The organism is Caballeronia sp. SEWSISQ10-4 2 (assembly GCF_030464885.1).
Taxonomy (GTDB): domain Bacteria; phylum Pseudomonadota; class Gammaproteobacteria; order Burkholderiales; family Burkholderiaceae; genus Caballeronia.
This window is the reverse complement of record NZ_JALPRJ010000042.1, coordinates 1-24644: the sequence shown is the minus strand read 5'-3', so window position 1 is coordinate 24644 and position 24644 is coordinate 1. Positions and strand designations below refer to the sequence as shown.

Genomic DNA, 24644 nt, shown 5'->3' with positions numbered 1-24644 from the left:
CGTGAACCCCACACCTGAATCGTACCCACTTTCGTTGTTAGAGACAAAGACGTCTTAAACAACACCGGCCAAAAAAGCCCGCAACCTCAAGGAAACTTGGGTGCGGGCTTTTTTTTTGTCCTCAATTTTTTGGAAGGGCATTATGAAAAAAACCAGACGCGGCTTTCTGAAGACTGCACTTGCTACTACCGCGGCCACCGCACTGCCAGGATCGATGCTCTTGCGGGTGCCCTCGGTCAATGCAGCCGAACCGGTGAAGGTGGGCATCCTGCACTCGCTGACAGGTACCGTTGCGATTGCCGAAGCACATGTGGTCGATGCAGAGAAGCTCGCCATCGATGAGATCAATGCGGCAGGCGGCGTGATGGGGCGTCCGATTCAAGCGGTGGTGGAGGACGGCGCGAGCGACTGGCCTACCTTCGCTGAGAAAGCGCAAAAGCTTCTTGAGGGGGATAAGGTCTCCACCGTGTTTGGTTGTTACACGTCGGCCTCGCGCAAGGCTGTGTTGCCCGTGTTCGAGCGCTACAAGGGCTTGCTGTATTACCCGACTTACTATGAAGGCCTCGAGATGTCGAAGAACATCATGTACACGGGCCAGGAAGCCACACAGTCGGTGATTCCGGCAGTCAACTGGCTTGCCAAGAACAAGGGCAAGAAGTTCTATCTCGTTGGTTCGGACTACATCTGGCCGCGCACGACCAACCGGATCGCCCATCCAACGATCGCGAAAGCGGGCGGGTCGGTCGTCGGCGAGGACTACTTTCCATTGGGCACGGTCGAGTTTTCATCGGTCATCAACAAGATCAAGGCCGCGAAGCCGGATGTCATCCTGTCGACAATCGTCGGCGGGTCGAATGTCGCTTTCTTCAAGCAACTGAATTCGGTGGGCATCACGGGCAAGAATCAGGCAATCATGGCGCTGGCCGTGACCGAAGAAGAGGCCATTGGAATTGGCCGCGAAAACATCACGGGCGTACTGTCCTGCATGGGTTATTTCCAGAGCGTGGAGAACCCGCAGAACAAGAAATTCGTTGCTGCGTTCAAGGCCAAATATGGGCAGGACCGTGTTGTCGGCGACACCATGGAAGCGGGGTACTTATCCGTCTACATGTGGAAGCTCGCGGCTGAGAAAGCGAAGAGCTTCGACGTGGAGAAGGTGGTCGCCGCTTCGTCGAATCTTGCCTGGGATGCCCCGGAGGGCGCGATCAAGTTCCACGCTAGCAACCACCATCTCTGGAAGCATGCGCGCATCGGTGAATTCAAGCCCGACGGGCAGGTGAATATCCTGTATGAGTCGCCGCTGATCGAGCCGAATCCGTTTCCCAAGCTTTGATTCACGCTGATTTGCTCTAACTCACTGAGGACGGGTTGCAGCGCGACACAACCTGTCCAGAAGGGACTTCAATGTCTTTCGATACCTTCGTCACGCAGGTCTTTAACGGCCTGTCGTTATTCACCGTGCTTGCATTGATGTCCATCGGACTGGCGATCGTTTTCGGCCTGATGGGTGTCATCAACATGGCGCACGGCGAGCTGATGGCGCTTGGTGCCTACATGACGTATCTGACATCGATCGTGTTCACTCGTTTTCTGCCATCCATGACCGGTGCTTATTTCTTCGTCGGCATTGTGGTCGCGTTCGCAGTGACGAGCGCGGTCGGGTTCGTGCTGGAACGCGTCATGATCCGCTTTTTGTATAAGCGCCCGCTCGACACGATGTTGGCGACGTGGGGTCTTTCACTGGTGTTTCAGCAGCTTTTCCGGCAGATCTTCGGCCCTATCGATGTAAGCGTACCGACCGTATCCTGGCTGCAGGGCGCGTGGAACGTCACGCCCGGCATCGCCATTCCGTTAAGCCGCATTTTCATTATCGGACTGACATTTGCTGTGGCCTTGTTTGTCTACCTGTTTCTATTCAGGAGCCGGTGGGGGCTGCGAATTCGATCCGTCATGCAAAACCGCGCCATGGCGGGCGCTGCCGGCATCAACACCGAGCGAGTGGACGCCGTTACGTTTGCCGTGGGATGCGGACTGGCCGGAATCGCGGGAAGCGCGCTCACCATGATTGCGTCAACGGGCCCAGCCACGGGGCAGCAGTACATCGTGGACACGTTCATCGTGGTCGTATTCGGCGGCGTCGAAAGCCTGGTTGGCACTTTCCTCTCGGCTTTTTCGATTGGCGAATTGCAGTCAATGTTCGAGATAGCGTTGAGCGGTTCAATGGCAAAAGCGGCCATCCTCATGCTGGTCATTGTTGCGCTTTATTTCAGACCTAACGGGCTCTTTGCCATTAAGGTTCGGCGGTAATCATGAAAGACCTTCCGGTTGTTTCCCAGGGAAAAGAACGGCTGCCGTATTCGGCGCCGTCGATCAGCGGCGCAGTGCGGGCGACAGCGCTGCTCGAACGGTACTCATTGGTCTTGCTGGCTCTGTTGATACTCGTGGCCGTCCCTGCTGTATGCGGCGCCTTTCGTCTGGGCCTCTTTGCCAAATATCTGAGCTTCGCATTCTGTGCGGTCGGCCTCGTTCTGACCTGGGGGTATGGCGGAATCCTGAGCCTCGGGCAAGGGATATTCTTTGGACTCGGCAGCTACATGATGGCGATGTACATGAAGCTCGAGGCAACATCCAACGACCCGGCTGCTGCCGTCTTCGGGTCGGGCGGCCCCCCCGTGCCTGACTTCATGACATGGAACAGCATCGACAAACTGCCGTGGTGGTGGACGCCATTTCAGCACGCGTGGTTTGCTATTCCCGCCATCATCGTGTTGCCGACCTTGCTCGCGTTTATCGTCGCGTACGCGAATTTCCGCAAACGTGTTGGCGGCGTCTATTTCTCGATCGTGACCATGGCGCTTGCATCCATCATGTCCATTGTCATTATCGGACAGCAGGGCGTCACGGGCGGCATCAACGGGATCACGAACCTGCCGACTTTCATGGGCTACAGCGTTCAATCCGATACAGCAAGCTACGTGATGTATTACGTCACCGCGTGTCTGCTGCTTTGCGCGATCCTGGTTGGCCGGTTCATTCTGAAAAGCCGCCTGGGGAACGTGCTGATCGCCATTCGCGATCGCGAAGACCGGATTCGGTTCTCCGGTTATGACCCGGCGTTGTTCAAAGGCTTTATTTTCGCCGTCGCTGCGTTGTTCTCGGCAATTGGCGGAGCGATGTTCACGCTCCAGGTCGGCTTTGCCTCGCCGTCGGTCAGCGGTATTGTGCCGTCTATTGAAATGGTCATCTATGCGGCAGTCGGCGGACGCCTCTCTTTGGTCGGAGCCGTCTATGGAACGGTGTTGGTGGGTGCCGCAAAAAGCTTCCTGTCAGAGCACTTCGTGGGATTCTGGCTGTACCTGATTGGTGCCTTGTTTATCTTCGTTCCCATGTTCTTGCCGAAAGGTCTTGCGGGTGTCATCGAATGGCTGCGTGAGCGGCAGGGAGCCGCAAAATGAGCCAGATGATCTTGTCCGTTGAAGACCTGACGGTTTCATTCGATGGCTTCAAGGCGGTCAGCGACCTTAACTTCTACGTTGAGCAAAACGAGTTGCATGTGGTGATTGGGCCGAACGGTGCGGGAAAAACAACGCTCCTCGACATGATCTGCGGCAAGACCAAACCAACGCACGGAACGATCAAGTTCAATGGTTTGCATCTCGAACGCCTGCTTGAGTATCAGATTACCCGTGCCGGCGTCGGGCGAAAATTCCAGAATCCGATGGTCTATGAAGACCTGTCCGTTGCCGAGAATCTCGAGATTTCGTACCCGCATAAGCGCGGTGTATTCGGCTGCCTGTTTTTTCGCCGCGACGATGTCGTTCAGGATGAGATCGATCGGATCGCCGCGTTGATTTTTCTTGGCGATCAACTCGACCGGAAAGCGGCCTTGCTTTCGCACGGACAGAAGCAGTGGCTCGAGATCGGCATGCTGCTGATGCAGGATCCTGAACTGCTGCTTCTCGATGAGCCGGTGGCAGGGATGAGCGCCAAGGAGCGCGAGCAAACGGGCGCGCTGCTGCGCGAGATTGCCAAGGGCCGGTCGTTGGTCGTGATCGAACATGACATGGAGTTCGTCAAAGCCATTGCCGACAAGGTGACGGTCCTCCACCAGGGCAAGACGCTTGCCGAAGGATCAATGGAGAAAGTCCAAAGCGATCCGAGGGTGATCGAAGTTTATCTGGGGCACTAGACATGTTATCGATCAAGGGACTCAACGTTTTCTATGGCGAGAGTCAGGTACTGCACGACCTCAACTTCGATCTTTCGGCTGGAGAGACGGTAGCCGTGATGGGGCGCAACGGCATGGGGAAAACGACTCTTCTCAAGTCGCTCATCGGGATGATCCCGGTTCGCAGCGGTGAGATCCTGCTTGGCGAGAAAAACCTCGCCCGACTCAAGAGCTACGAGCGGGTAGCGGCAGGGTTTGGTTACGTGCCGCAAGGCCGCATGATATTTCCGTATCTGAGTGTCGAGGAAAACATCCTCAGCGGAATGGACCGGATCAGTGAGCCCGTGATTCAGGAATATATCTTCGAATCTTTTCCGGTCTTGTGGGAGATGCGCAATCGCCGTGGGGGCAACCTCTCGGGTGGGCAGCAGCAACAGCTTGCGATAGCGCGCGCACTGGTTTCCAACCCCAAGGTATTGATACTCGATGAACCGACAGAAGGGATACAACCGTCGATCATTAAAGACATCGCGCGGGCGCTGAACAAGTTGAAGAAGGAGCGTGATTTCGCACTGATTGTCTCCGAGCAGATCCTTACTTTCACGCTTGAAATTGCCGACCGGTTCCTGATCATTGAGAAGGGCCGCTTCGTTCATGCAGACCGGCGCGAGAATGTGGATGCCGAGCGAATTATGCGCTTCCTGACTATCTAGAAGAGACGTTGTCAATTTTTATAAAAAGACGATGGCATGCCATTAAGTTAGTGAAACTAATAAATCAAAAATTGCCTTTCAGTAAGGAATAGGAGCCGATCCATGAACGTGTACACCTCCATTGTCGGAAGTGCTGCCGAGCCTCGAATTTCCGATCTCGTTCACAACCTCGAACACCACGGTCGCGTTGATTACCTGACCCTCAATGCCGACGACATCCAGCGGCGCCGCCTCCGTGTGACAACCGATGGCGGCGACGAATGCGGCGTTGCGCTTGACCGCGATGCGCAACTGTTTGACGGTGCGGTCCTGGGACTCAGTTCCGACTATGCGCTGATCGTGCGCACGAAGAATACCGCGTGGCTGAGGCTTGTCCCGCGAGATATCAGCGCGGCGCTGGAGCTCGGATATTTTTCCGGAAACATGCACTGGAAGGTTCAGTTCGACGGACAGGTTTTAAAGATCGCCCTGAAGGGTGCCATCGATGACTATCTGGCGCGTTTGCACCCGTTCATCGAGTCCGGCCGGGCGGTGGTTGCCGACCCTGATCGTGCTTGAGCCACCATCAACCGCGGGGCAAAAAACGACGGGTTTGCTGGCATCGTTACAGCACGCAGACACGTTTTTCCCTAGCGGATCCATGGCGTTTTCGTGGGGACTGGAAGGACTTCTTCGCGATCGGCTCGTAGCGAATGCAACTACGCTGGCGGCTTTTGTCGAATCGCAGGCACTGACGCGGTGGGCGACTTTCGACCAGGGCATCGTTTGCGCCAGTTGGGACGCGTTCGAGTCTCGTGAAGCGTGGCGCGAGGCAGATGCTTACGCGGAAGCCATGACGCTGCCGCTTGCTTTGCGAACCGGCTCCCGGCGGCTCGGCAGAACCCTGTCCGATGTGCACGCGCGCCTTGGCTCACAAACCGCCAGTCAGTTGCTGCAAGAGATTACGACCGGGGTTTCTCCTGGGCACCTCGCGGCCGTTCAGGGACTCCTGTGGCGCAGCTTTGGCATCGGCAAACTCGAGGCTCGCGCGATGTCTGCACATACGACATGTACCGGCGCGGTCAGCGCTGCGGTCAGGCTCGGGATCGTCGGGCACCTGGACGCGCAACGCATTCTGTCACGACTCAGACAGCCGATCGCCGATGTATTGGACCGTCCGCCCCCGGCCTTGTCGGACCTGTCCTCCGCGACATTTGCCGCTGACATCGCGTCAATACGCGGCGCCGCGGTCGATGCCCGGATGTTTGCCAACTAGAGAGATACACCATGCTTTTGACACCGACAGAGTACGAGCGCCTCACCTTGTACACGGCGGCCGAGCTGGCCCGGCGCCATCGGCACAAGGGGCTTCAGCTTAATCATCCTGAAGCGGTCGCCATCATCGCCGACGAGATATTGGAAGGCGCAAGGGAGGGGCGGACGGTTGCTGACCTCATCGCCTTCGGGTCGACCTTGCTGACCCAGGACGATGTCTTGCCCGGCGTGGCGGAGATGCTGCCCATGCTGCAGGTTGAAGGGTCATTTCCTGACGGAACAAAACTGGTGACCATTCATCAACCGATTCGGCCGGGCAAGCTTGGACTGCCGGTGGACACCGTGGTACCCGGGGAGATCCTGGCGGCGGACGGGAATATCGAGCTCAACGTGAGCCGGCAGACGGCGGTTGTGAAGGCGGTGAATACGGGTGACCGGCCGATCCAGATAGGAAGTCACTTTCATTTCTTCGAGGCGAACAAGGCACTCCGGTTCGATCGACAGGCGGCGTTCGGCATGCGGTTGGACATTCCGGCCGGGACCGCAGTCAGGTTCGAACCAGGCGACGAGAAAGAAGTGAATCTCGTGGCGTTCGGCGGGACGCAGGAAATTTTCGGCATGAATGGCCTGACCGCCGGTTCGATATCGGACCCGGACGTTCGCAAAGCCGCGATTGAACGTGCAAGAACGAACGGCTTTCAAGGAGCATAAATGGTCACAATGACGCGAAAGGCTTATGCGGAGATGTTCGGCCCGACGACCGGTGACGCGGTCCGTCTTGGCGACACGTCGCTGCTGGCTGAAATCGAGCATGACTACGCGGTTCCCGGCGATGAATGCCTGCATGGCGGCGGCAAGACCTTGCGTGACGGCATGGGGCTGATGTCAGGCCACGACAGCGCGGACGGCGCGCTCGACATGCTGATCTGCAATGCAATGATTATCGATCCGGTGCTTGGGGTCATTAAAGGCGATATCGGTATCAAGGGTGGCCGGATTGTCGCCATCGGCAAGGCAGGAAACCCTCAGACCATGGACGGTGTGCATCCCCGCCTGATCTGCGGCGTCGCGACCACCGTCAAGGACGCCGAGGGTTTGATCGCAACGCCCGGCGGTATCGACGTCCACGTACATTTCGATTCCGCCCAGCTTTGCGAGCACGCGATTTCGTCGGGATTGACCACCCTTATCGGTGGATCGCTGGGTCCGATCACGGTTGGCATCGACTGCGGCGGTTCCTGGAACGCCGGGCGAATGATGGAAGCTTCCGAGCAATGGCCGATCAACTTCGGCTTTCTGGGCCGGGGGAATTCCAGCAAACCCGGCTCGCTTGTGGATCAACTGCGCGGTGGTTGTCTGGGTCTGAAAATTCACGAGGACTGGGGTGCGACGCCGTCGGTGATCGACACCTGTTTGTCGGTGGCCGATGACTACGATTTCCAGGTACAGCTTCATACCGACACCCTCAACGAATCGGGATTCCTGGAGGACACGGTCGCTGCCATGAAGGATCGGACCATCCACATGTATCACACGGAAGGCGCAGGCGGCGGCCACGCGCCTGACATTATCGCGGTGGCTGGCCGGATGAATTGCCTTCCCTCATCAACGAACCCGACCAACCCGTTCACGGTGAATACGTTCGACGAGCACCTGGACATGATCATGGTGTGCCATCACCTCAACCCGGCCGTTCCGGAGGATGTCGCATTTGCAGAGTCCCGAATCCGCGCGCAGACCATATCAGCCGAAGACGTCCTTCACGACATGGGCGCGATTTCGATGCTGGGATCGGATAGCCAGGGAATGGGACGCATCAATGAAGTGATTTCGCGGACGTGGCAGCTTGCCTCGAAAATGAAAGATCAACGCGGACGCTTATCGGAAGAGAAGTCCGCCCGCGGCGACAATGAGCGGATCAAACGCTATATCGCCAAGTACACGATCAACGCAGCGCGGACCTTCGGAATTGCCGATACTGTCGGCTCTCTTGAGGACGGTAAGTTAGCGGACATCGTCTTGTGGCGGCCGGCGTTCTTTGGCGTCAAACCTGAGGTCGTGGTCAAGGGCGGTTTCATCGCCTGGGGCGTCATGGGCGACTCCGCTGCATCCCTCATGACGTGCGAACCGCTTGCGTTGCGGCCGCAGTGGGGCGCGTTCGGCCGGGCGCCCGCAACGCTCGCGGTCAACTTCGTCAATCCGCTGGCGATTGAATCCGCGCTTGCCGCGCGGCTTGGGCTTTCCCGGAAGCTCGTCGCGTCTCGCGGGACTCGCAAGCTGACCAAGCGTGACATGCTGCACAACGACGCGTGCCCCGCAATAAGCGTCAATCCACAGACATTCGATGTACTGATCGACGGTCAGGTCATTCGCTGCGACCCTGCGCGTGAAGTGCCTTTGAGCCGTCGATACATGTTGCGTTAAACCAGAGGAGAAGTTCGCTATGGGTTTCGTTTCGCATTCTTTGGCCCTCGATTCAGTGACCGTTGCAGAGCCATCGCTGGGAGTAGCTCGGGCTGCGCGTGTCGGGATCGGTGGGCCCGTGGGTTCAGGCAAGACGCGCCTGCTAGAGCAACTCATCCCGCGCTTTGCGGCACGTGGCGTTGACCTGGCGGTCATCACCAACGACCTTGTCACCCGCGAGGACGCCGAACGAGTCAGGCGCAGCGGCTTGATCGATCCGGAGCGGGTGCTGGCTGTCGAAACCGGCGCTTGCCCGCACACGGCCATCCGGGAAGATCCAACCTTGAATTTGCAGGCTGCCGATTCGCTCGACGAGCGTTATGCGGGACTTCAGCTAGTCCTGATCGAATCCGGCGGCGACAATCTGGCCTCTTCGTTCTCCCTGGATCTGGTGGACTACTGGCTCTTCGTCATCGACGTTGCGGCAGGTGACGACATCCCTCGCAAACGAGGGCTGGGAGTCATCTCATGCGATCTGCTGGTCATCAACAAGTTTGATCTCGCACAGTATGTTGGCGTGAACCTGGAGCGGATGGTGGCGGAAGCAAGAGAGGTGCGAAACCAACGGGCGGTGACGTTGACAAATTGCGCGACAGGGGACGGCGTTGACGCCGTGGTCGACGAGATCATTGAGAAAGTCCTGTTCGATGTTCATTGAATCCCGTTGTTCCCTTGAAGATACGGCACAACTCGACCTGCGCTTTGACGCGAGTCCAACGGGTGAAACGTACCTGTCGAAGCAGCGCGCAGGCTATCCGTTTCACGTGGGCCGATTGCTCCAATGTGAAGAACCGGCTTGTCCCCAAGCGAGCGTTATCGTCCAGTCCTCGTCGGGGGGAATATTCGAGAACGATCGCCTGCACCAACGATTCGAAACAGGCGCGTATTCGGCAGTTCAGGTCACGACGGCCGCCGCGACCATCGTGCATACGATGACAGCAGGTCGAGCCACTTCAAACGTGTATATCGAGGCACACCGCCACGCTCGTTTTGATTATGTGCCGCAGCCGGTCATCCTGTTCCCGCACGCTGTTTTTTCCAGTGCAATCGACGTGATGCTGCATCCCGGCGCTGTCGTGTTCGTGCTCGATGCTTACCTGTCTCACGATCCAGGCGGCCGCGAAACAGCCTTCGGCCACCTTGAAACGTGTCTCACGATCCGGGACTCGGAAGGCCGGCTTCGCGCACGGGACCGATTCACGATAGAGGGCCAATTGACGGGCAGGCTGGGGCTCGGTGGAATCGCTCAACCGTGGCGCTCGCATGGTGGATTGCTGGTATTGACTCTCGATGGTGATGCGGACGCAATCGCCCGAAGCATGAATCGCGTCTTTCAGAACGAAGGTCTCGATTATTCGATGGTGTACGCAGGCGCCGCCGAACTACCCGGTAGTTGCGGTGCCTTCGCGCGTGTCCTTGCCCACGATGGCCAATCGCTGCAAAAGACCCTGCGCCTGGCCTTGAGCGCGGCGCGTCAAAACGTCGGCGGGGCGAACCTGCCATCGCTCAATAAATCAAGCCGTGAACTTGCTCAGGAGAAGACATGTTGAAGCTGGAAGCCTTGGGAGAAAGCGGCCCGCTGCGCCTCAGAATAGCTGTTCTTTATGCGGCATTGCTAGCGTTCAATCTGGGAGCGTGGCTTTGGGCGTTCATTGCATTTCACGACTATCCCTTGCTATTGGGAACCAGCTTGCTCGCCTATTCTTTCGGCCTCCGGCATGCCGTGGATGCCGACCATATCGCCGCGATCGACAACGTGACACGTAAGCTGATGCAGACCGGCAAGCGCCCGATCAGCATCGGCTTGATGTTCGCGCTCGGTCATTCAACAATCGTTGTACTGGCATCAGTTGGCATAGCGGCGACGGCAATGGCTTTGGAGGGGCGATTGGCGGGGTTGAAGGAAATTGGCGGCCTGATCGGGACGATCGTTTCCACACTGTTCCTCTTTGCCATCGCCACGATGAACCTGTTCGTTCTCCGATCGATAGCCCGGGCGTTTCAGCGTGTGCGCAGGGGAGAGCCTTGCGCAGAAGACGAGATCAACAGGCTCACGGGAGATCGGGGATTTCTTGCGCGTATTTTCAAACCGCTCTTCGGGCTAGTGACTAAAAGCTCGCACATGTACTTTCTCGGATTTCTATTCGGCCTTGGTTTTGATACCGCGACGGAAGTCGGACTGCTGGGAATGTCGGCGGCGGGAGCGACACGGGGGATGCCGATCTGGTCGATCCTGGTTTTTCCCGTCCTGTTCACGGCGGGTATGACCTTGGTCGACACGACCGACAGCATCCTGATGTTAGGCGCGTACGGGTGGGCGTTCACCAAACCAATCCGCAAGCTCTACTACAACATGACGATCACGACACTGTCAGTGGTCGTTGCTTTCTTCGTAGGCAGTATCGAGGGCCTTGGGCTCTTGGCGGAGAGGTGGCAATTACACGGCGTATTCTGGAGTGCAATCGGTAATTTGAATGACAACTTCGGGACCGTTGGTTATGTAATCGTCGGCGTTTTTGTGCTCAGTTGGGCCATTTCCGCGGCGGTCTACAAGTGAAAGCACGTTGAGAAAACAGCAGCACGGACCGATTTCCTTTAATTCTCCTTTCAAACTCCGCGCCGGGCATAGCGGACGTCCTGTACAACGGCTGTCCTTCGATTGTTCGCCAAATCCCGCCAGTCAATTCGTTTTCCGCCGCTTTATCGCGGCTGAAGAGATGTCTACATTTGCACCAACGCAAGCCGATTGGTTCCAGAAACAGCCAGTCATTTTCCACGGTACCCAATCTCTTCAAGGAAACGATCATGAGCAAACTCGCAGGTAAGGTAGCCGTCGTCACGGGTGCGTCCAAGGGTATTGGCGCCGCGATTGCCAAGGCACTCGCAGCAGAGGGCGCTTCGGTGGTGGTCAACTATGCAAGCAGCAAGGCCGGCGCCGATGCCGTTGTCGCAGCGATTATCGCGGCCGACGGTAAGGCAGTTGCTGTTGGCGGCGATGTTTCGAAGGCGGCGGACGCGCAAGGCATTGTCAACGCGGCCATCGAAACGTTTGGGCGCCTCGACGTCCTCGTCAACAATTCAGGAGTCTACGAGTTCTCGCCTATCGAAGAGATCACCGAAGAACACTTCCACAAACAGTTCAATACCAACGTATTAGGCGTGCTGCTCACCACGCAGGCCGCCGTGCGCCATCTCGGCGAGGGAGCAAGCATTATCAATGTCAGTTCGGTCGTCAGCAGCATTACGCCGCCGGCAAGTGCTGTCTATAGCGGCACGAAAGGCGCGGTCGATGCGATCACCGGCGTGCTCGCGCGCGAACTCGGGCCGAGGAAAATTCGCGTGAACTCAATCAATCCCGGCGTAGTGGTGACCGAGGGTACTGAGAGCGCAGGGATAATCGGGTCTGACCTTGAAGCGTGGGCGCTCAGCCAGACGCCGCTTGGCCGGGTGGGCCAGCCGGATGACATCGCGTCGATTGCAGTGTTTCTTGCGTCGGACGACGCGCGCTGGATGACGGGCGAACACGTTGTCGCGAGTGGCGGCATGCGCTGATCTGGACGGATGATTCTGCCCGGCGTGGACCCGCAGTGGTCCCGCCGGGCGGTTTTGGCGTCGTAGACTCCAAAAGCTGGCTTGTGTGCTGTTGAGCGGATTTATCGGTAGTGTTAAAAGATATTAACCACCCAGACTAACCGCTCAACAACCCCGTGCAGTGCGCCATCGGCTAGCCCGAAGGACCGGAGGCGATGCTTTCTTACGCCGTCACTTGGCGCCGTCGAGCACCCATCGCGCAAGCGACTGCAGATCGGCATCGGGGATCGAGGTTTGCGGCGGCATGGGTATCGTGCCCCACTTTCCTGAGCCGCCGTCCTTGATACTCGCGGCCAACTGTGCGGCAGTTACTTTTCCCTCGCCGTACCTTGCCCCGATATCCTTCCAAGATGGACCAACTACTTTAGCCGTGGCTTGGTGGCATCCGACGCATCCGTACTTCTGTGCCAACGCCTGGCTGGCCACTACGCGGGCCGGCCAGGCGACACTCACGCAGATACCCAGCGCTACAACGAGAGAGGCCACCAAGGAGCGCTGGCTGGCTGTGATGCGCTCAGCGCTGGGGCGCTGTTTCCAATCTCCGGTCATGTCTGTTTCATCCTCTATGGAATTGCGGCTTCGGCAGACACTGCCGAAGGCCGTGCGCCCGCGGCCTTCATGCTCACCTACACCAGGCTGAAGGGCAGTTGGCGCAGCGGCTTGCCGGTCAAATGCGTGATCGCGTTCGCGAAGGCGGGGGCCAGCGGCGGCAGGCCAGGCTCGCCCATGCCCGTCGGCGGCTCGGCGCTGGGCACGATGTGAACCTCGAACTCCGGCATGTCGGTCATGCGTGCCACGGCGAAGTTGCCGAAGTTGCTCTGCTGCACTTCGCCATCCTTAAATGTGATGGCGGCACCCGGCAGACACATCGACAGACCCATGACCGCCGCACCCTGCACCTGCGCTTCCACGGTGCGCGGGTTGACCGCCAGGTTGCAGTGCACCCCGGCGGTCACGCGGTGCAGCACAGGCTTGCCGTCCTGCACCGACGCTTCCACTACGTAGGCCACCACGGATTCGAAGGACTCGTGCACTGCCACGCCCCAGGCGCGGCCGGCGGGCAAAGACTGCTTGCCGTAGCCGCTCTTGTCCACCGCCAGCTGCAGCGCGGCGCGATGGCGCGCGTGCTTGTCGCCGAAGAGCTGCATCCGGTAGGCCACCGGATCCTGCTTCGTGCTGCGGGCGATCTCGTCGATCAACGTCTCCATCACGAAGCCGGTGTGGGTCGAACCCACGCTACGCCACCACAGCACCGGCACATTCGGCTTAGGGTGATGCACGGTCAGCCGCATCGGCAGCGGGTAGGGATCGCGCATGCCCTCCGTCGTAGTAGCGTCGATACCGTTCTTCACCTGGAACTGTTCGAACACGGAACCTGTAGTGATCGACTGGCCGACGATGACGTGGTCCCAAGCCAGCACCTTGCCACGCTCATCAAAGCCGATGCGTGCGCGGTGCAAGTGCATCGGACGGTAGTAGCCGCCCCGCATGTCGTCCTCGCGGCTCCAGAGCGTGCGCACCGGCGCATTCAAGCCAGCGGTACGAGCAGCCTTGGCGATCTCGCAGGCCTCGACCACGAAGTCGCTACCGCTCGAGAACCGCCGGCCGAAGCCGCCGCCCGTCATCTGCACATGCACCACCACCTGCTCGGGCTTGATACCTAGCACGCGCGCGGCCGCGGCACCATCCAGGCCGGGGCACTGGGAGCCGGTCCACAGCTCGGCGCGCCCGTCGCCGAGCGCAACGGTGCAGTTGAGCGGCTCCATCGCCGCGTGTGCCAGGTAGGGGAATACGAACTCGGCTTCCAGTTGCCGGGGTGCCGTGGTCAGTGGCGCCATGTCGGCGTCGAACTGGCGCGGGCCGGGGCGGCCGGCCAGTTCGCGGTATTCGACCAGTTGCCGTTCGCTGTCCAGCTTCTCGACGGCGGCTGTGTCCCACTGTAACTTCAGCGCGTCGCGTCCTTGCTTCGCCGGCCAGTAGCCGTCGGCAACCACGGCCACGCCTTCGGCGCCGCGATCCAGCGGCACGCGCAGCACAGTCTTCACGCCCTTGACGGCGCGCGCCGCGCTGTCGTCCACCGAGGCCAGGCGGGCGCCGAACACCGGCGGACGCGCCACCACGGCCGTCAACTGACCGGGCAGGTGAACGTCGATACCGAAGTTCTGCCGCCCGCTGCTCTTGGCACGCGCGTCGAGGCGCGCAGTGGGGCGGCCGATGAGGCGGAAATCCTTGGGATCTTTCAGCGTGACCTTCTCGGGTACGGGAAGGGCCATCGCAGCTTCGGCCAGCTCGCCGTAACCCAGCTTGCGGCCACCGGGGCCGAGCACCGTGCCAGCCTGCGTGTGCAGGGTCGTCACGTCCACGTTCCAGCGCGCTGCAGCGGTACCCAGCAGCATGGCTCTGGCGCGTGCGCCGAGCTCGCGGTACTGCGTGAAGCTGTTCTTGACTGAATGGGAACCGCCGGTGAGGTGAATGCCGAAGAGCGGGTCGACGTAGGCAGCGTCGTTCGAGCCGTGCTGGCTGCGCACGAGACTCCAGTCCGCGTCCAGCTCCTCGGCCAGAATCATCGGCAACGCAGTCTGCACGCCCTGGCCGAACTCCAGCCGGTTGACGGTAACCATGACCTCACCGTTGGATGCAATCTGCACGAAGGCCGACGGCTGTTGCGTTGGCTTGAGCGCGCTGGCCGCCTGGCCGGCACCGTTTGTCTGTGCCGTTGCCAGGTAGGGAAATGCACCGAGGGCGAGCCCGGCGACACCGGCCAGCTTCAGGAAGCTGCGACGAGGCATCGTGGCGGGTTCGTCGGTTTGGCCCCGGGCCAGCATGTACTGCAGAGCGCGCGGCATTTCGCTGTAGTCGACATTGGGCAACATGGCAGCTCCTTCAGGCGAGGGCTTTGGCGGCATCGGCTACCGCGGCGCGGATACGGGCGTAGGTGCCACAGCGGCAGATGTTGCCCGCCATGGCCGAGTCGATCTCGGCAGCACTGGGTTGCTTGCCGCGGGGCTGCGATTTGAGGAAGGCGGTAGCGCTCATGATCTGGCCGCTCTGGCAGTAGCCGCACTGCGGCACGTCGTGCTTGACCCAGGCTTTATGCACAGCGGCGCCGACCCGGTCGCTGCCGTCCGTGACGGCTTCTATGGTGGTGATCTTCTTGCCCTCGGCGGCAGAGATGGGCGTGACGCAGGAGCGGATGGCCTGGCCATCCAGATGCACGGTGCAGGCGCCGCACAGCGCAGCTCCGCAGCCGAATTTGGTGCCGGTCATGCCCAGCATGTCGCGCAGGACCCAGAGGACGGGGGTGCCGGGGTCGGCGTCGATTGTGTGCTCACGGCCGTTGACGTTCAGCGCGCTCATGTTCAGTTCTCCGCAGGTCGGGGAATCAAGGATCGGAAGAGCCGTCGGGGTCGTGATCAGAAGCTGCCGTCGGTCGACTTGGAAAGTTCCTCGAGGGCATACACGGCCTTCAGTCGAGCCTCAACAACCGGCGCAACCGCGGCGATTGCGTCGCTCCCTGCCACGAACATCCGCGGCGGGATCTCCATATCGGCGAGCTTCACGAGGACTTGGCCGAGCTTCTCAGGATCGCCCGGCTGCTTGCCGGCGTAGGGAGACCACATCTCTTGGGCGCTGACCTCGGCCGCAGCGTAATCGTCGATACGCGTGTTCGGCCACCTGACGTTGGCCACGTCCAGCAGGTCCGTGCGGAAGAATCCCGGCTCCACCACCGTGACCTTGATCCCGAACTTCCCGACTTCCTCGGCCACGGCAAGCGACAAGCCCTCCACGGCGAACTTGCTCGCGCTGTAGGCGCCGCAGTGCATCATGCCGACGGCGCCTGCCACGGAGCTGATGTTGATGATGTGCCCGGAGCGCTGCTTGCGCATGACCGGCAGCGCCGCCCGCATCACGTTGCTTACGCCCCAGAAGTTGGTCGCGAACAGGCGTTGAATATCCTGCGTTTCCAATTCCTCATAATTGCCCAGCAGGCTGTAGCCGGCATTGTTCAAGACCACGTCGATCCGGCCGAACCTGTTGACCGCCTGCTCGATGGCGGTAGTTGCTTGCGCCTCGTCAGAGACGTCCAGTTGCAGGAGCGCCAGGTTGTCGTGCGTGGCGTCGCCTAAAGCATTGCGCAGTTTCGGTATGTTCCTGGCTGTGGCGACGACGCGGTCGCCGGCCGCCAGCGCAGCTTTGGCAGCGTTGGCGCCGATCCCGCTGCCAGCTCCTGTGATGAACCAGACTTTGCTCATGGCGCACTCCGTGTAAGTAGTGAGGTGAACTGTAAGGACGGGCGTTAAAAATAAAAAGGGCCTATCACCGCATACTTTATGAAGGTAAGCTTCAAGGTATGAAGCTAACGCAACTCGACGGATTGATGGCGTTCTGGAAGGTGGCACAGCATCGCGGATTCTCTGCGGCTGCCGCGGAATTGGAGGTCTCACCTTCTGCCATGAGCCAGGCCATCCGGCAGCTGGAGACTCGGTTGGGAGTGCGTCTGTTGAATCGGACGACGCGAAGCGTCAGCCTGACCGAAGCCGGCGAGGCCTACCTCGCGCGGATCGGTCCTGCCCTTGGCCAGGTCATCGCGGCAGGGGAGGAGCTGAATGTCCTCCAGGGACAGCCCGCCGGCACGTTGCGCCTGAATGCCGCGAGGATCTCCACCGCCTTGGCCTTGCAACCGATATTGGCCGGCTTCCTCCGGGAGCATCCCCATGTTCAGATCGAGCTGACCAACGATGAAGGCTTCGTCGACATCGTCGAGCGAGGTTTTGACGCCGGAGTCCGCTTTGGTGAGAGCGTCGACCGGGACATGGTGGCCGTGCCCCTCGGCGGACCGCTCTCCGTCGCGGTGGTTGCTTCCCCGGAATACCTGCGGCGCGTTCCTGCTCCCCTCCATCCGGATGAACTCGTGCGCCACAACTGCGTGCGCCTCCGCTTTGCTGCCACAGGTGCGATCTATAAATGGGAATTCCAGGTAGATGGCCGAATGCTTGAGTATGAGATCACGGGCAATCTGACCATCAGCGACACGCTATTCAGCGTCGAAGCCGCGCTCGAAGGCGTCGGATTGGCTTACACCTTCGAGCAGTTGGCACTGCCCCATATCCGGGCGAGGCGACTGAAGCGGGTGTTGGACTCGTTTTCGCCGACGTTTTCTGCCTTTCACCTGTACTACCCCAGCAGGCACGATCAGCCGTCGAAATTGAAGGCGCTGATTGAGTACATCAAGCGTCGCACGCCTTGAGTGAACCACCCATGTGAGATCACAAGTGGGCGCTGCTGCCGGAGCAAGCCCGGCAACTCGGGACAAGCGTGCGGGCGAACGTCGAGCATCCGTTCTAGGCGATGGTAGAGGGCGGCTCCAAGCGTGCACTGTTTTATTTCCAGCGATCGTTCATTGTCCGTCGCGCATATTCACGTCCCGCGTATGCAAACATGCCAGTCTGCTGCGTCAGGTAGTCGTCGACACCAGAAGCACGTCGTGGAATCCGCACCCTTCGCGCCAAAAATGTAAAAAGCAGCGCTCATTGTTGCGCGCGGTTTTTTTTCAAGTAAATCTTGGCTGAACGACATTGGGGTTCACTCCGCGCTTTGTATAAGCGGTTGTGATGAACTTTATAAGCGGCCTACCCGATAGCGTGCGTCGACGCACCAACCAAGGCAAACAGCGCACCGCCGTAAGGCGGTTGTGATCCTGCTAGCGCCAAAGAAGCAATCTCCCATGCCCTCCAAAAGGTTTCCTGTCATGAACTTTTAGTTCTCTACGGGAAACGTGGCACGATCGTTGCATTGATATGCCGAAGATCGTTTGAAGCCTTCATTCGGCTGCAGTCGGCGGGTACAGGATGATCGACAGGAACTGGATGGGCATCTTGATGAGCTTTTCCGGACCGTGCGGAACGTCGCCCTGGAACGTGAGGGTGTCGCCGGGATGCAGCACATAGGTTTGCTGGCCGTGCCTGTATTCGATCACGCCTTTCAGCATATGAATGAACTCGGTGCCGGGGTGCTCGAAGATCGGGAAGCGTTCAGCTTCATCGTCCATCGTGATGAGAAACGGTTCGAAGATTTTTCTGGGACCTTGGTCATATGCAAGCAGGTGATAGGTATGGCCGCGTTTTGTTCCCTTGCGGACAACCTCCATGCCAGCCCCTTTCTTGACGAACTGGGCGCTGCCGTCGGGGACGTCGTAGTTGCGAAACAGGGTCGACATCGACACGCCGAGGGCCTGGGCGATCCGGCTGAGCACGTCGAGCCCGGTCGAGGTCTGGGCATTTTCGATCTTCGACAGCATGCCGCGACTGATGCCGGCCTGTTCGCAAACCTGGGCAATGGTCAAACCATGGCGCAGGCGAAGCTCGCGGATGGTCGCGCCAAGATAATGTTCGAGCGGATTCTTGCGGTCGTCCTCGGTTTGCATTGCGCGCCTCATGAGAAAACGGCAGGTTAGCAGATCGGTTGAAGGTGGTACGCGTCAAAAGTTTCATGTCATGAATTATTGTTGCATATCAATAAATTCATGCACATACTGCGAACTTGCTTGCGGAGCGCCGGGGTGGGTGACTTTCGAGTGGGTCGTAATCGGGCCATGTAACAGGAGCATGGCTTTTTCAACCAACGACAGACGGTGCAAGGAGTCACGATGAACCTGAACGATAGCCGCAACGCGCCGGCAACGGAGCTTGGCACCGTGCCGCGCTTCGAATCCGCGCAGGACGCGCAGAGCTGGCTGGTGCAACAAGGCGTGAAATACGTGCTGGCGCAATTCGTCGATATTCATGGCGTGGCTAAGGCCAAGTCGGTGCCGGTCGCGCACCTGAACAGCATCCTTACAGCGGGCGCCGGGTTCGCGGGTTTCGCGATCTGGGGTGTGGGCATCGAGCCGAACGGGCCCGACTTCATGGCCGTCGGCGATCTTTCCACGCTCACCACCGTGCCCTGGCAAAGCGGCACGGCGCGTATCGTCTGCGAGGGGCATGTCAAAGGCGAACCGTGGGCCTATGACGCGCGCGTGACGTTGAAAAAGCAGGTGGCGCGCCTGACGGAGCGCAAATGGACCTTGTTTACCGGGCTTGAACCGGAGTTCTCGCTGCTCAAGCGGTCGGTGACCGGCGTTATCGAACCGTGCGATGCCAGCGATACGCTGGCCAAACCCTGCTACGACTACAAGGGTTTGTCGAGGACACGCGCGTTCCTGGAAAAGCTCACCGAGTCGATGCGCGCGGCCGGAATCGACGTCTATCAGATCGATCATGAAGACGCGAATGGCCAGTTCGAGATCAACTACACGTACACGGATTGCCTGACCTCTTGCGATCACTATGTGTTCTTCAAGATGGCGGCGTCGGAGATAGCGAACGAGATGGGCCTGATCTGCTCGTTCATGCCGAAGCCGTTCGCGAACCGGCCCGGCAACGGCATGCACATGCACATGTCGATCGGCGATGGCGAGAGCAATCTGTTCTCCGACAAAAGCGATCCGTCGGGCATGGGCTTATCGAAGCTTGCGTATCACTTCACGGCTGGTTTGCTGGCTCATGCCCCGGCGCTCACCGCGTTGTGCAACCCGACCGTGAACTCGTACAAACGACTCGTGGTCGGCCGTTCACTGACAGGCGCGACCTGGGCACCCGCATACATCAGCTACGGCGATAACAACCGCTCGACCATGGTTCGCGTGCCGGGCGAGCGCATCGAACTACGTCTTCCCGATGGCGCGTGCAATCCGTATCTGGCGACGGCTGCGGTGATCGCGGCAGGTCTCGACGGCGTCGACCGCGAGTTGTCGCCCGGCGCTCCGGCCAATGAAAACCTCTACGAGTGGTCGCCGGCCAAGTTGCAGGAGCATGGCATCGGCGTGTTGCCGCAGAACCTCGAACATGCGCTCAACGCGCTCGAAAGCGACCGGTTGATCTGCGATGCACTCGGTCCCGTCGCCGATGAATTCCTCAAGCTCAAGCGCATGGAGTGGCTCGAATACATGCGGCATGTGTCGGATTGGGAAATGAAGAGCTATCTGGAATTTTTCTGAGGAGAGACAAGATGTGCGGAATCGTAGGTTTGCTGGTGAAGACACCGGCACTGCGCGAGCGGCTTGGAGCATTGATGGTGCCGATGCTGATCGGCATGACCGAGCGCGGCCCCGATTCGGCCGGCCTCGCGGTGTTCGGCCAGCAACTGGATGCGGCCAAGCGAAAACTGAACCTGTATTCGGGTTTCACGCCCGAGGGCGATCGCTTCGACTGGAACGGGCTGACAGCCGCGTTGAACGGCGCCATGAATGTGGACGCGCAAGTGGAACCGCAAGGCAATCACGCGATCCTGACCTTGCAGGGTGACCCGGAAGTCGTGAAGACCTGGTTGCGGGCCACGCATCCGAAGGTGTATCTGCTTTCCACTGGACGTTCCATCGATCTGTACAAGGACATTGGCACGCCGGCGCAGGTGGCCGCGCGCTACGACTTCGCGAACCTGAAGGGCTCGCATCTCGTCGGCCATACGCGCATGGCGACCGAGTCGGCGGTGACGCCCGATCGCGCGCATCCGTTCACGGCCGGCGAGGATTTTTGCCTGGTGCACAACGGCTCGCTGTCGAATCCCTACGGCGTGCGCCGCATGCTCGAACCGCAAGGCATTCACTTCGACACCGACAACGACACCGAAGCCGCCTGCCGTTTTCTCGAATGGCGGCTGCGCGAAGGCGACGAATTGCCGGTAGCGCTGCAAAAAGGCTTCGAGGAACTCGACGGTTTCTACACCTTCCTGATGGGCACATCGACGGAACTTGCGTTGATTCGCGATCCCTTTGCGTGCAAGCCGGCAGTGGTGGCCGAGACCGACGACTACGTCGCGATCGCATCGGAATTCCGGTCGCTTGCGCACTTGCCCGATATCAAGCATGCCAAAGTGTTTGAACCTGCACCCGAGGAGATGTATGTATGGAAAGCGTGATCTTTGATCTGGAGAAAGCGTCGGTCCGCGAGGTCAACCAGTTTCTTCACGGCGCGCCTGAGACGCTCGAAGGCCGGCAGGTGACTGTGGTGTCGCCCAACGGCGCGCACAATCTGGCGGTCGGCGTGGACGCGCCGGTGCAGATCCTGATCGACGGACATGCCGGTTATTACGCGGGTGGCATGAACAAACACGCGACGATCATCGTGGAAGGCAGCGCGGGCACCGGCGTTGCGGAGAACATGATGAGTGGCAAGGTTCACGTGAAGGGTTTCGCGTCGAATGGCGCGGGGGCATCGGCGCATGGCGGCCTGCTCGTGATCGACGGCGACGCCGGCCTGCGCTGCGGCATCTCGCTCAAGGGCGGCGATATCGTGGTCGGCGGTTCGGTTGGCAGCTTCTCGGCCTTCATGGCGCAGGCGGGGCGCATGGTGATCTGCGGCGACGCGGGGGACGCCCTTGGAGACTCTCTCTACGAAGCCGTGCTGTATGTACGCGGTTCGGTGAAGTCGCTGGGCGCCGACGCACAGTATGAAGAGATGACCGACGCCGATGTATCGGCCGTTCGCGACCTGCTGAAAGCCGCGGGACTGAGTCACGATCCGATGTCGTTCAAACGCATTGCTTCGGCGCGCACCCTCTACCACTGGAACGCCGACGCGAACCAGGAATATTGACATCCGTTCTTCTGAGAAGGTCCCCATGGAAGCCAAACCGGTTCATTTCGCCCGCCTGCAGCAAGAAGAATCAGCAGGTTATGACCGCAGCACGATCGACTATATCCACACCGCGGCACAGCGCGGCCTGTATGAAATTCGCGGCCTTGGCGCCAAGCGTAAGGTGCCGCATTTCGACGACCTGCTGTTTCTCGGGGCGTCGCTCTCGCGTTATCCGCTTGAAGGCTATCGCGAGAAATGCGTGACGAAGACCGTGCTCGGCACGCGCTTTGCGAAGAAGCCTATCGTTCTGGATATCCCGATCACCATTGCCGGGATGAGCTTCGGTGCGTTGTCGGCGAATGTGAAGGAAGCGCTCGGGCAGGCTGCGACTGCGGCGGGAACGTCGACCACGACCGGCGATGGCGGCATGACGCAGGAGGAACGGCGCTCGTCGAAGACGCTGGTGTATCAGTGTTTGCCGTCGCGTTATGGCTGGAATCCCGACGACGTGCGCCGTGCCGATGCGATCGAAGTGGTGATCGGGCAGGGTGCGAAGCCGGGCGGCGGCGGCATGTTGCTAGGGCAGAAGGTCAACCCGCGCGTTGCCGCGATGCGAACGCTGCCGGCCGGTATCGACCAGCGTTCGGCGAGCCGTCATCCTGACTGGACCGGTCCTGACGATCTCGCGATCAAGATCCAGGAACTGCGCGAGATCACGGATTGGGAGACGCCGATTTATGTGAAGGTCGGTGCAACGCGTACGTTCAACGACGTGAAGCTTGCCGTTCATGCCGGCGCCGATGTAGTCGTGATCGACGGCATGCAGGGCGGGACGGCCGCGACACAGACATGTTTTATCGAGAACGTCGGCATCCCGACACTGGCGGCTGTTCGTCAGGCGGTGGACGCGCTTGAGGACCTGAACATGAAGGGGCAGGTGCAGTTGATCGTGTCGGGCGGGATTCGCACGGGTGCTGACATTGCGAAGGCCTTGGCGATGGGTGCTGATGCGGTGGCGATTGGGCAAGGCATGTTGATGGCGCTTGGATGCAACAGCGATACGTATTACCAGAACGGTGGTTTGCATTCGGCCGCGGCCGATTATGCGGCGCTGGGAACATCGGCGGGTTTTTGCCATCACTGTCATACGGGCAAATGCCCGGTCGGTGTCACGACCCAGGATACGTTGCTGGAACAGCGCGTGCAGCCAGAAGAAGGGTCGCGCCGGGTGCGTAATTACCTGAAGACGCTGAACATGGAACTGACGACGATTGCACGGGCTTGCGGCAAGCAGAATGTTCATCATTTGGAGCCAGAGGATCTGGTTGCCCTTACGGTCGAAGCAGCCGCCATGGCGCGTGTGCCGCTGGCGGGTACTTCGTGGATTCCGGGTTTGACCTGAGCAGGGTTTTTTCGTTCGCACTCGGGGTTCTGGTTGGGCGGGGGCGGTGGTCAGGGGGCTGGGTTGCTGCTGCTTAGGCCCGCGGTCGTTATATGTTGGATGTTCTCTTTATCACCATTAGCCACTGTGCGTGGCGGCACTTCATTTCTTTGTCGGGGAAAGCGACAAAGAAACGAAGCAAAGAAAGCGCTTTCCAACCAAGGGCGAGTTAGTGTCCCTAGTGGTCTGCGTCAAACAGATTGCATCTTATTCAGTTTGGCCCTGGCACGCGTGACTTTCGCGAGGATGTCGGAGGCTTTTGCTGTCCAGATGAATGGTTTCGGATGACGATTGTGCTTCTGCACGTACTGTTCGATTGTGCTGACCAATTCGGGTACCGAGCGGAACGCCGCACGTCGCAACTGGTTCACTGATAAGTCACGAAAGAAGCGTTCGACCATGTTGAGCCAAGAGGCACTGGTGGGCGTGAAATGCATGTGGAATCGCGGGTGCTTGGCAATCCATGCCTGTACTTCGGGATGCTTATGGGTTGCATAGTTGTCAGCGATCAAATGCAGCTCGCGGTCCTTGGGCGTGTTGCGATCGATCTTGCGCAAGAAGCTCAGCCACTCCTGGTGACGATGTTTAGTCTGGCACTGGCCAATGACACTGCCATCGAGCGTGTTCATCGCGGCAAACAGCGTCGTCACACCATGGCGCTTGTAATCGTGCGTCATCGTTTGAGCGCGACCTCGCTTGAGCGGCAAGCCCGGCTGGGTCCGATCAAGCGCCTGGATCTGACACTTCTCATCGCAGCACAGGACCAAGGCGTGCTCCGGGGGATCGAGATACAGCCCGACGATGTCCTCGAGCTTCTCGGCAAAGTGCTTGTCGTTCGATACCTTGAAGCTCTCTAACCGATGCGGCTTGAGGCCATGCGCCTGCCAGATGCGCCGCACGCTCGCCTCACTTATGCCGGCCACCGCTGCCATGCTGCGTGTGCTCCAATGCGTCGCGTTATCCGGACGCTGCTGCGTCGTCAGTGCCACAACGGTCTTGACCTTGCGCGCGGCGATCTTCGGCTTGCGCCCGGGTCGTGTCTCATCGCGCTCGATCCCCGTCACACCGTCAGCTATAAAGCGAGCGCGCCAGCGTGCTACTGTGCCTCGCCAGATAGCCAGGTCCGCACCGATCTCTTTGTCTGTCTTGCCCTGCGCTGCAAGCAAAATCATCTTGGCGCGCTCAGCCAGTCGAACCGGAATCGTTCGGCCAGTAGCCCACGTCTTTAACTGTTTGCGCTGTGCTTCACTTAGCTCAACTTTCGCCGCGATTCGCATGAGTTCTCCCTCCGTATCAAGGAGACTCGTAAATCGCGATTAAGTTGCATTATTTGTGACGCACTACACTAGCGTGCAGGCCCAGTTTTTGGCACCTGATAGCACGGTGCTCGCCAGACTGAA

At 59.6% G+C, this 24644-nt stretch carries 24 protein-coding genes; 18 read left to right on the top strand and 6 right to left on the bottom strand.

Annotation, left to right across the window (positions count from 1 at the left end; all coding sequences use genetic code 11):
- The first annotated feature begins 142 nt into the window (after positions 1–142).
- From urtA to M0D69_RS25935, 13 genes are all read left to right on the top strand, one after another.
- Positions 143–1333, top strand: coding sequence for an urea ABC transporter substrate-binding protein (urtA, locus tag M0D69_RS25995; protein WP_301784739.1), 1191 nt, complete (start codon positions 143–145; stop codon positions 1331–1333).
- 71 nt (positions 1334–1404) lie between these two features.
- Positions 1405–2307: an urea ABC transporter permease subunit UrtB gene (urtB, locus tag M0D69_RS25990; protein ID WP_301784738.1), complete on the top strand. Its 903-nt coding sequence runs from the start codon at positions 1405–1407 to the stop codon at positions 2305–2307.
- A 2-nt stretch (positions 2308–2309) separates the two neighbouring features.
- Positions 2310–3455 carry an urea ABC transporter permease subunit UrtC gene (gene urtC, locus M0D69_RS25985; protein ID WP_301784737.1) on the top strand — a complete coding sequence of 382 codons (1146 nt, stop codon included), beginning with the start codon at positions 2310–2312 and terminating at the stop codon, positions 3453–3455.
- On the top strand, positions 3452–4189 hold the full coding sequence (gene urtD, locus M0D69_RS25980; protein WP_301784736.1) for an urea ABC transporter ATP-binding protein UrtD: 738 nt from the start codon (positions 3452–3454) through the stop codon (positions 4187–4189). Before urtC ends, urtD begins: the two co-directional genes overlap by 4 nt.
- Positions 4190–4191: 2 nt before the next feature.
- Complete coding sequence (gene urtE / locus M0D69_RS25975) at positions 4192–4881, top strand: urea ABC transporter ATP-binding subunit UrtE (protein WP_301784735.1); 690 nt, start codon at positions 4192–4194, stop codon at positions 4879–4881.
- A gap of 102 nt (positions 4882–4983) precedes the next feature.
- A complete protein-coding gene (ureE, locus tag M0D69_RS25970; protein ID WP_301784734.1) occupies positions 4984–5439 on the top strand; it encodes an urease accessory protein UreE in 456 nt (151 codons plus the stop codon).
- Positions 5440–5521: 82 nt separating this feature from the next.
- Complete coding sequence (locus M0D69_RS25965) at positions 5522–6136, top strand: urease accessory protein UreF (RefSeq protein WP_301784733.1); 615 nt, start codon at positions 5522–5524, stop codon at positions 6134–6136.
- 11 nt (positions 6137–6147) lie between these two features.
- Positions 6148–6846, top strand: coding sequence for an urease subunit beta (locus M0D69_RS25960; RefSeq protein WP_301784732.1), 699 nt, complete (start codon positions 6148–6150; stop codon positions 6844–6846).
- Positions 6847–8559, top strand: coding sequence for an urease subunit alpha (gene ureC, locus M0D69_RS25955; protein WP_301784731.1), 1713 nt, complete (start codon positions 6847–6849; stop codon positions 8557–8559). It abuts the gene before it with no gap.
- Between the two features lie 19 nt (positions 8560–8578).
- A complete protein-coding gene (gene ureG, locus M0D69_RS25950; protein ID WP_301784730.1) occupies positions 8579–9256 on the top strand; it encodes an urease accessory protein UreG in 678 nt (225 codons plus the stop codon).
- A complete protein-coding gene (locus tag M0D69_RS25945) occupies positions 9246–10148 on the top strand; it encodes an urease accessory protein UreD (protein ID WP_301784729.1) in 903 nt (300 codons plus the stop codon). The genes ureG and M0D69_RS25945 overlap by 11 nt, the downstream gene beginning before the upstream one ends.
- A complete protein-coding gene (locus M0D69_RS25940) occupies positions 10142–11155 on the top strand; it encodes a HoxN/HupN/NixA family nickel/cobalt transporter (RefSeq protein ID WP_301784728.1) in 1014 nt (337 codons plus the stop codon). The genes M0D69_RS25945 and M0D69_RS25940 overlap by 7 nt, the downstream gene beginning before the upstream one ends.
- Positions 11156–11403: 248 nt before the next feature.
- A complete protein-coding gene (locus M0D69_RS25935) occupies positions 11404–12150 on the top strand; it encodes a glucose 1-dehydrogenase (protein ID WP_301784727.1) in 747 nt (248 codons plus the stop codon).
- A gap of 210 nt (positions 12151–12360) precedes the next feature.
- Here the strand turns inward: M0D69_RS25935 and M0D69_RS25930 are convergent, their stop codons facing one another.
- The 4 genes from M0D69_RS25930 to M0D69_RS25915 form a co-directional block, all read right to left on the bottom strand.
- Entirely contained in the window at positions 12361–12738 is a 378-nt protein-coding gene (locus M0D69_RS25930) for a c-type cytochrome (protein WP_301784726.1), read from the bottom strand.
- 77 nt (positions 12739–12815) lie between these two features.
- Positions 12816–15062 (bottom strand): xanthine dehydrogenase family protein molybdopterin-binding subunit, encoded by a 2247-nt coding sequence (locus M0D69_RS25925; protein ID WP_301784725.1) that lies wholly within the window; start codon positions 15060–15062, stop codon positions 12816–12818.
- Between the two features lie 10 nt (positions 15063–15072).
- Positions 15073–15546 carry a (2Fe-2S)-binding protein gene (locus M0D69_RS25920; protein ID WP_301784724.1) on the bottom strand — a complete coding sequence of 158 codons (474 nt, stop codon included), beginning with the start codon at positions 15544–15546 and terminating at the stop codon, positions 15073–15075.
- 56 nt (positions 15547–15602) lie between these two features.
- Entirely contained in the window at positions 15603–16442 is an 840-nt protein-coding gene (locus M0D69_RS25915) for an SDR family oxidoreductase (RefSeq protein ID WP_301784723.1), read from the bottom strand.
- 98 nt (positions 16443–16540) lie between these two features.
- Between M0D69_RS25915 and M0D69_RS25910 the strand changes: the two genes are divergently transcribed.
- A complete protein-coding gene (locus M0D69_RS25910) occupies positions 16541–17437 on the top strand; it encodes a LysR family transcriptional regulator (protein ID WP_301784722.1) in 897 nt (298 codons plus the stop codon).
- A 573-nt stretch (positions 17438–18010) separates the two neighbouring features.
- Here the strand turns inward: M0D69_RS25910 and M0D69_RS25905 are convergent.
- Positions 18011–18613: a helix-turn-helix domain-containing protein gene (locus M0D69_RS25905; protein ID WP_301784721.1), complete on the bottom strand. Its 603-nt coding sequence runs from the start codon at positions 18611–18613 to the stop codon at positions 18011–18013.
- A 222-nt stretch (positions 18614–18835) separates the two neighbouring features.
- Here M0D69_RS25905 and glnT point away from each other — a divergent pair, with 222 nt between their 5' ends.
- From glnT to M0D69_RS25885, 4 genes are read left to right on the top strand one after another with little or no spacing between them, the layout of a single operon-like run.
- On the top strand, positions 18836–20224 hold the full coding sequence (gene glnT / locus M0D69_RS25900; protein WP_301784720.1) for a type III glutamate--ammonia ligase: 1389 nt from the start codon (positions 18836–18838) through the stop codon (positions 20222–20224).
- Between the two features lie 11 nt (positions 20225–20235).
- Positions 20236–21144, top strand: a complete 909-nt coding sequence (locus M0D69_RS25895) for a class II glutamine amidotransferase (protein ID WP_301784719.1) — start codon at positions 20236–20238, stop codon at positions 21142–21144.
- A complete protein-coding gene (locus M0D69_RS25890) occupies positions 21132–21821 on the top strand; it encodes a protein glxC (protein WP_301784718.1) in 690 nt (229 codons plus the stop codon). Before M0D69_RS25895 ends, M0D69_RS25890 begins: the two co-directional genes overlap by 13 nt.
- A gap of 25 nt (positions 21822–21846) precedes the next feature.
- Entirely contained in the window at positions 21847–23205 is a 1359-nt protein-coding gene (locus M0D69_RS25885; protein ID WP_301784717.1) for an FMN-binding glutamate synthase family protein, read from the top strand.
- A gap of 230 nt (positions 23206–23435) precedes the next feature.
- Here the strand turns inward: M0D69_RS25885 and M0D69_RS25880 are convergent, their stop codons facing one another.
- On the bottom strand, positions 23436–24521 hold the full coding sequence (locus tag M0D69_RS25880) for an IS630-like element ISBmu8 family transposase (protein WP_301784716.1): 1086 nt from the start codon (positions 24519–24521) through the stop codon (positions 23436–23438).
- Positions 24522–24644 lie beyond the last annotated feature (123 nt).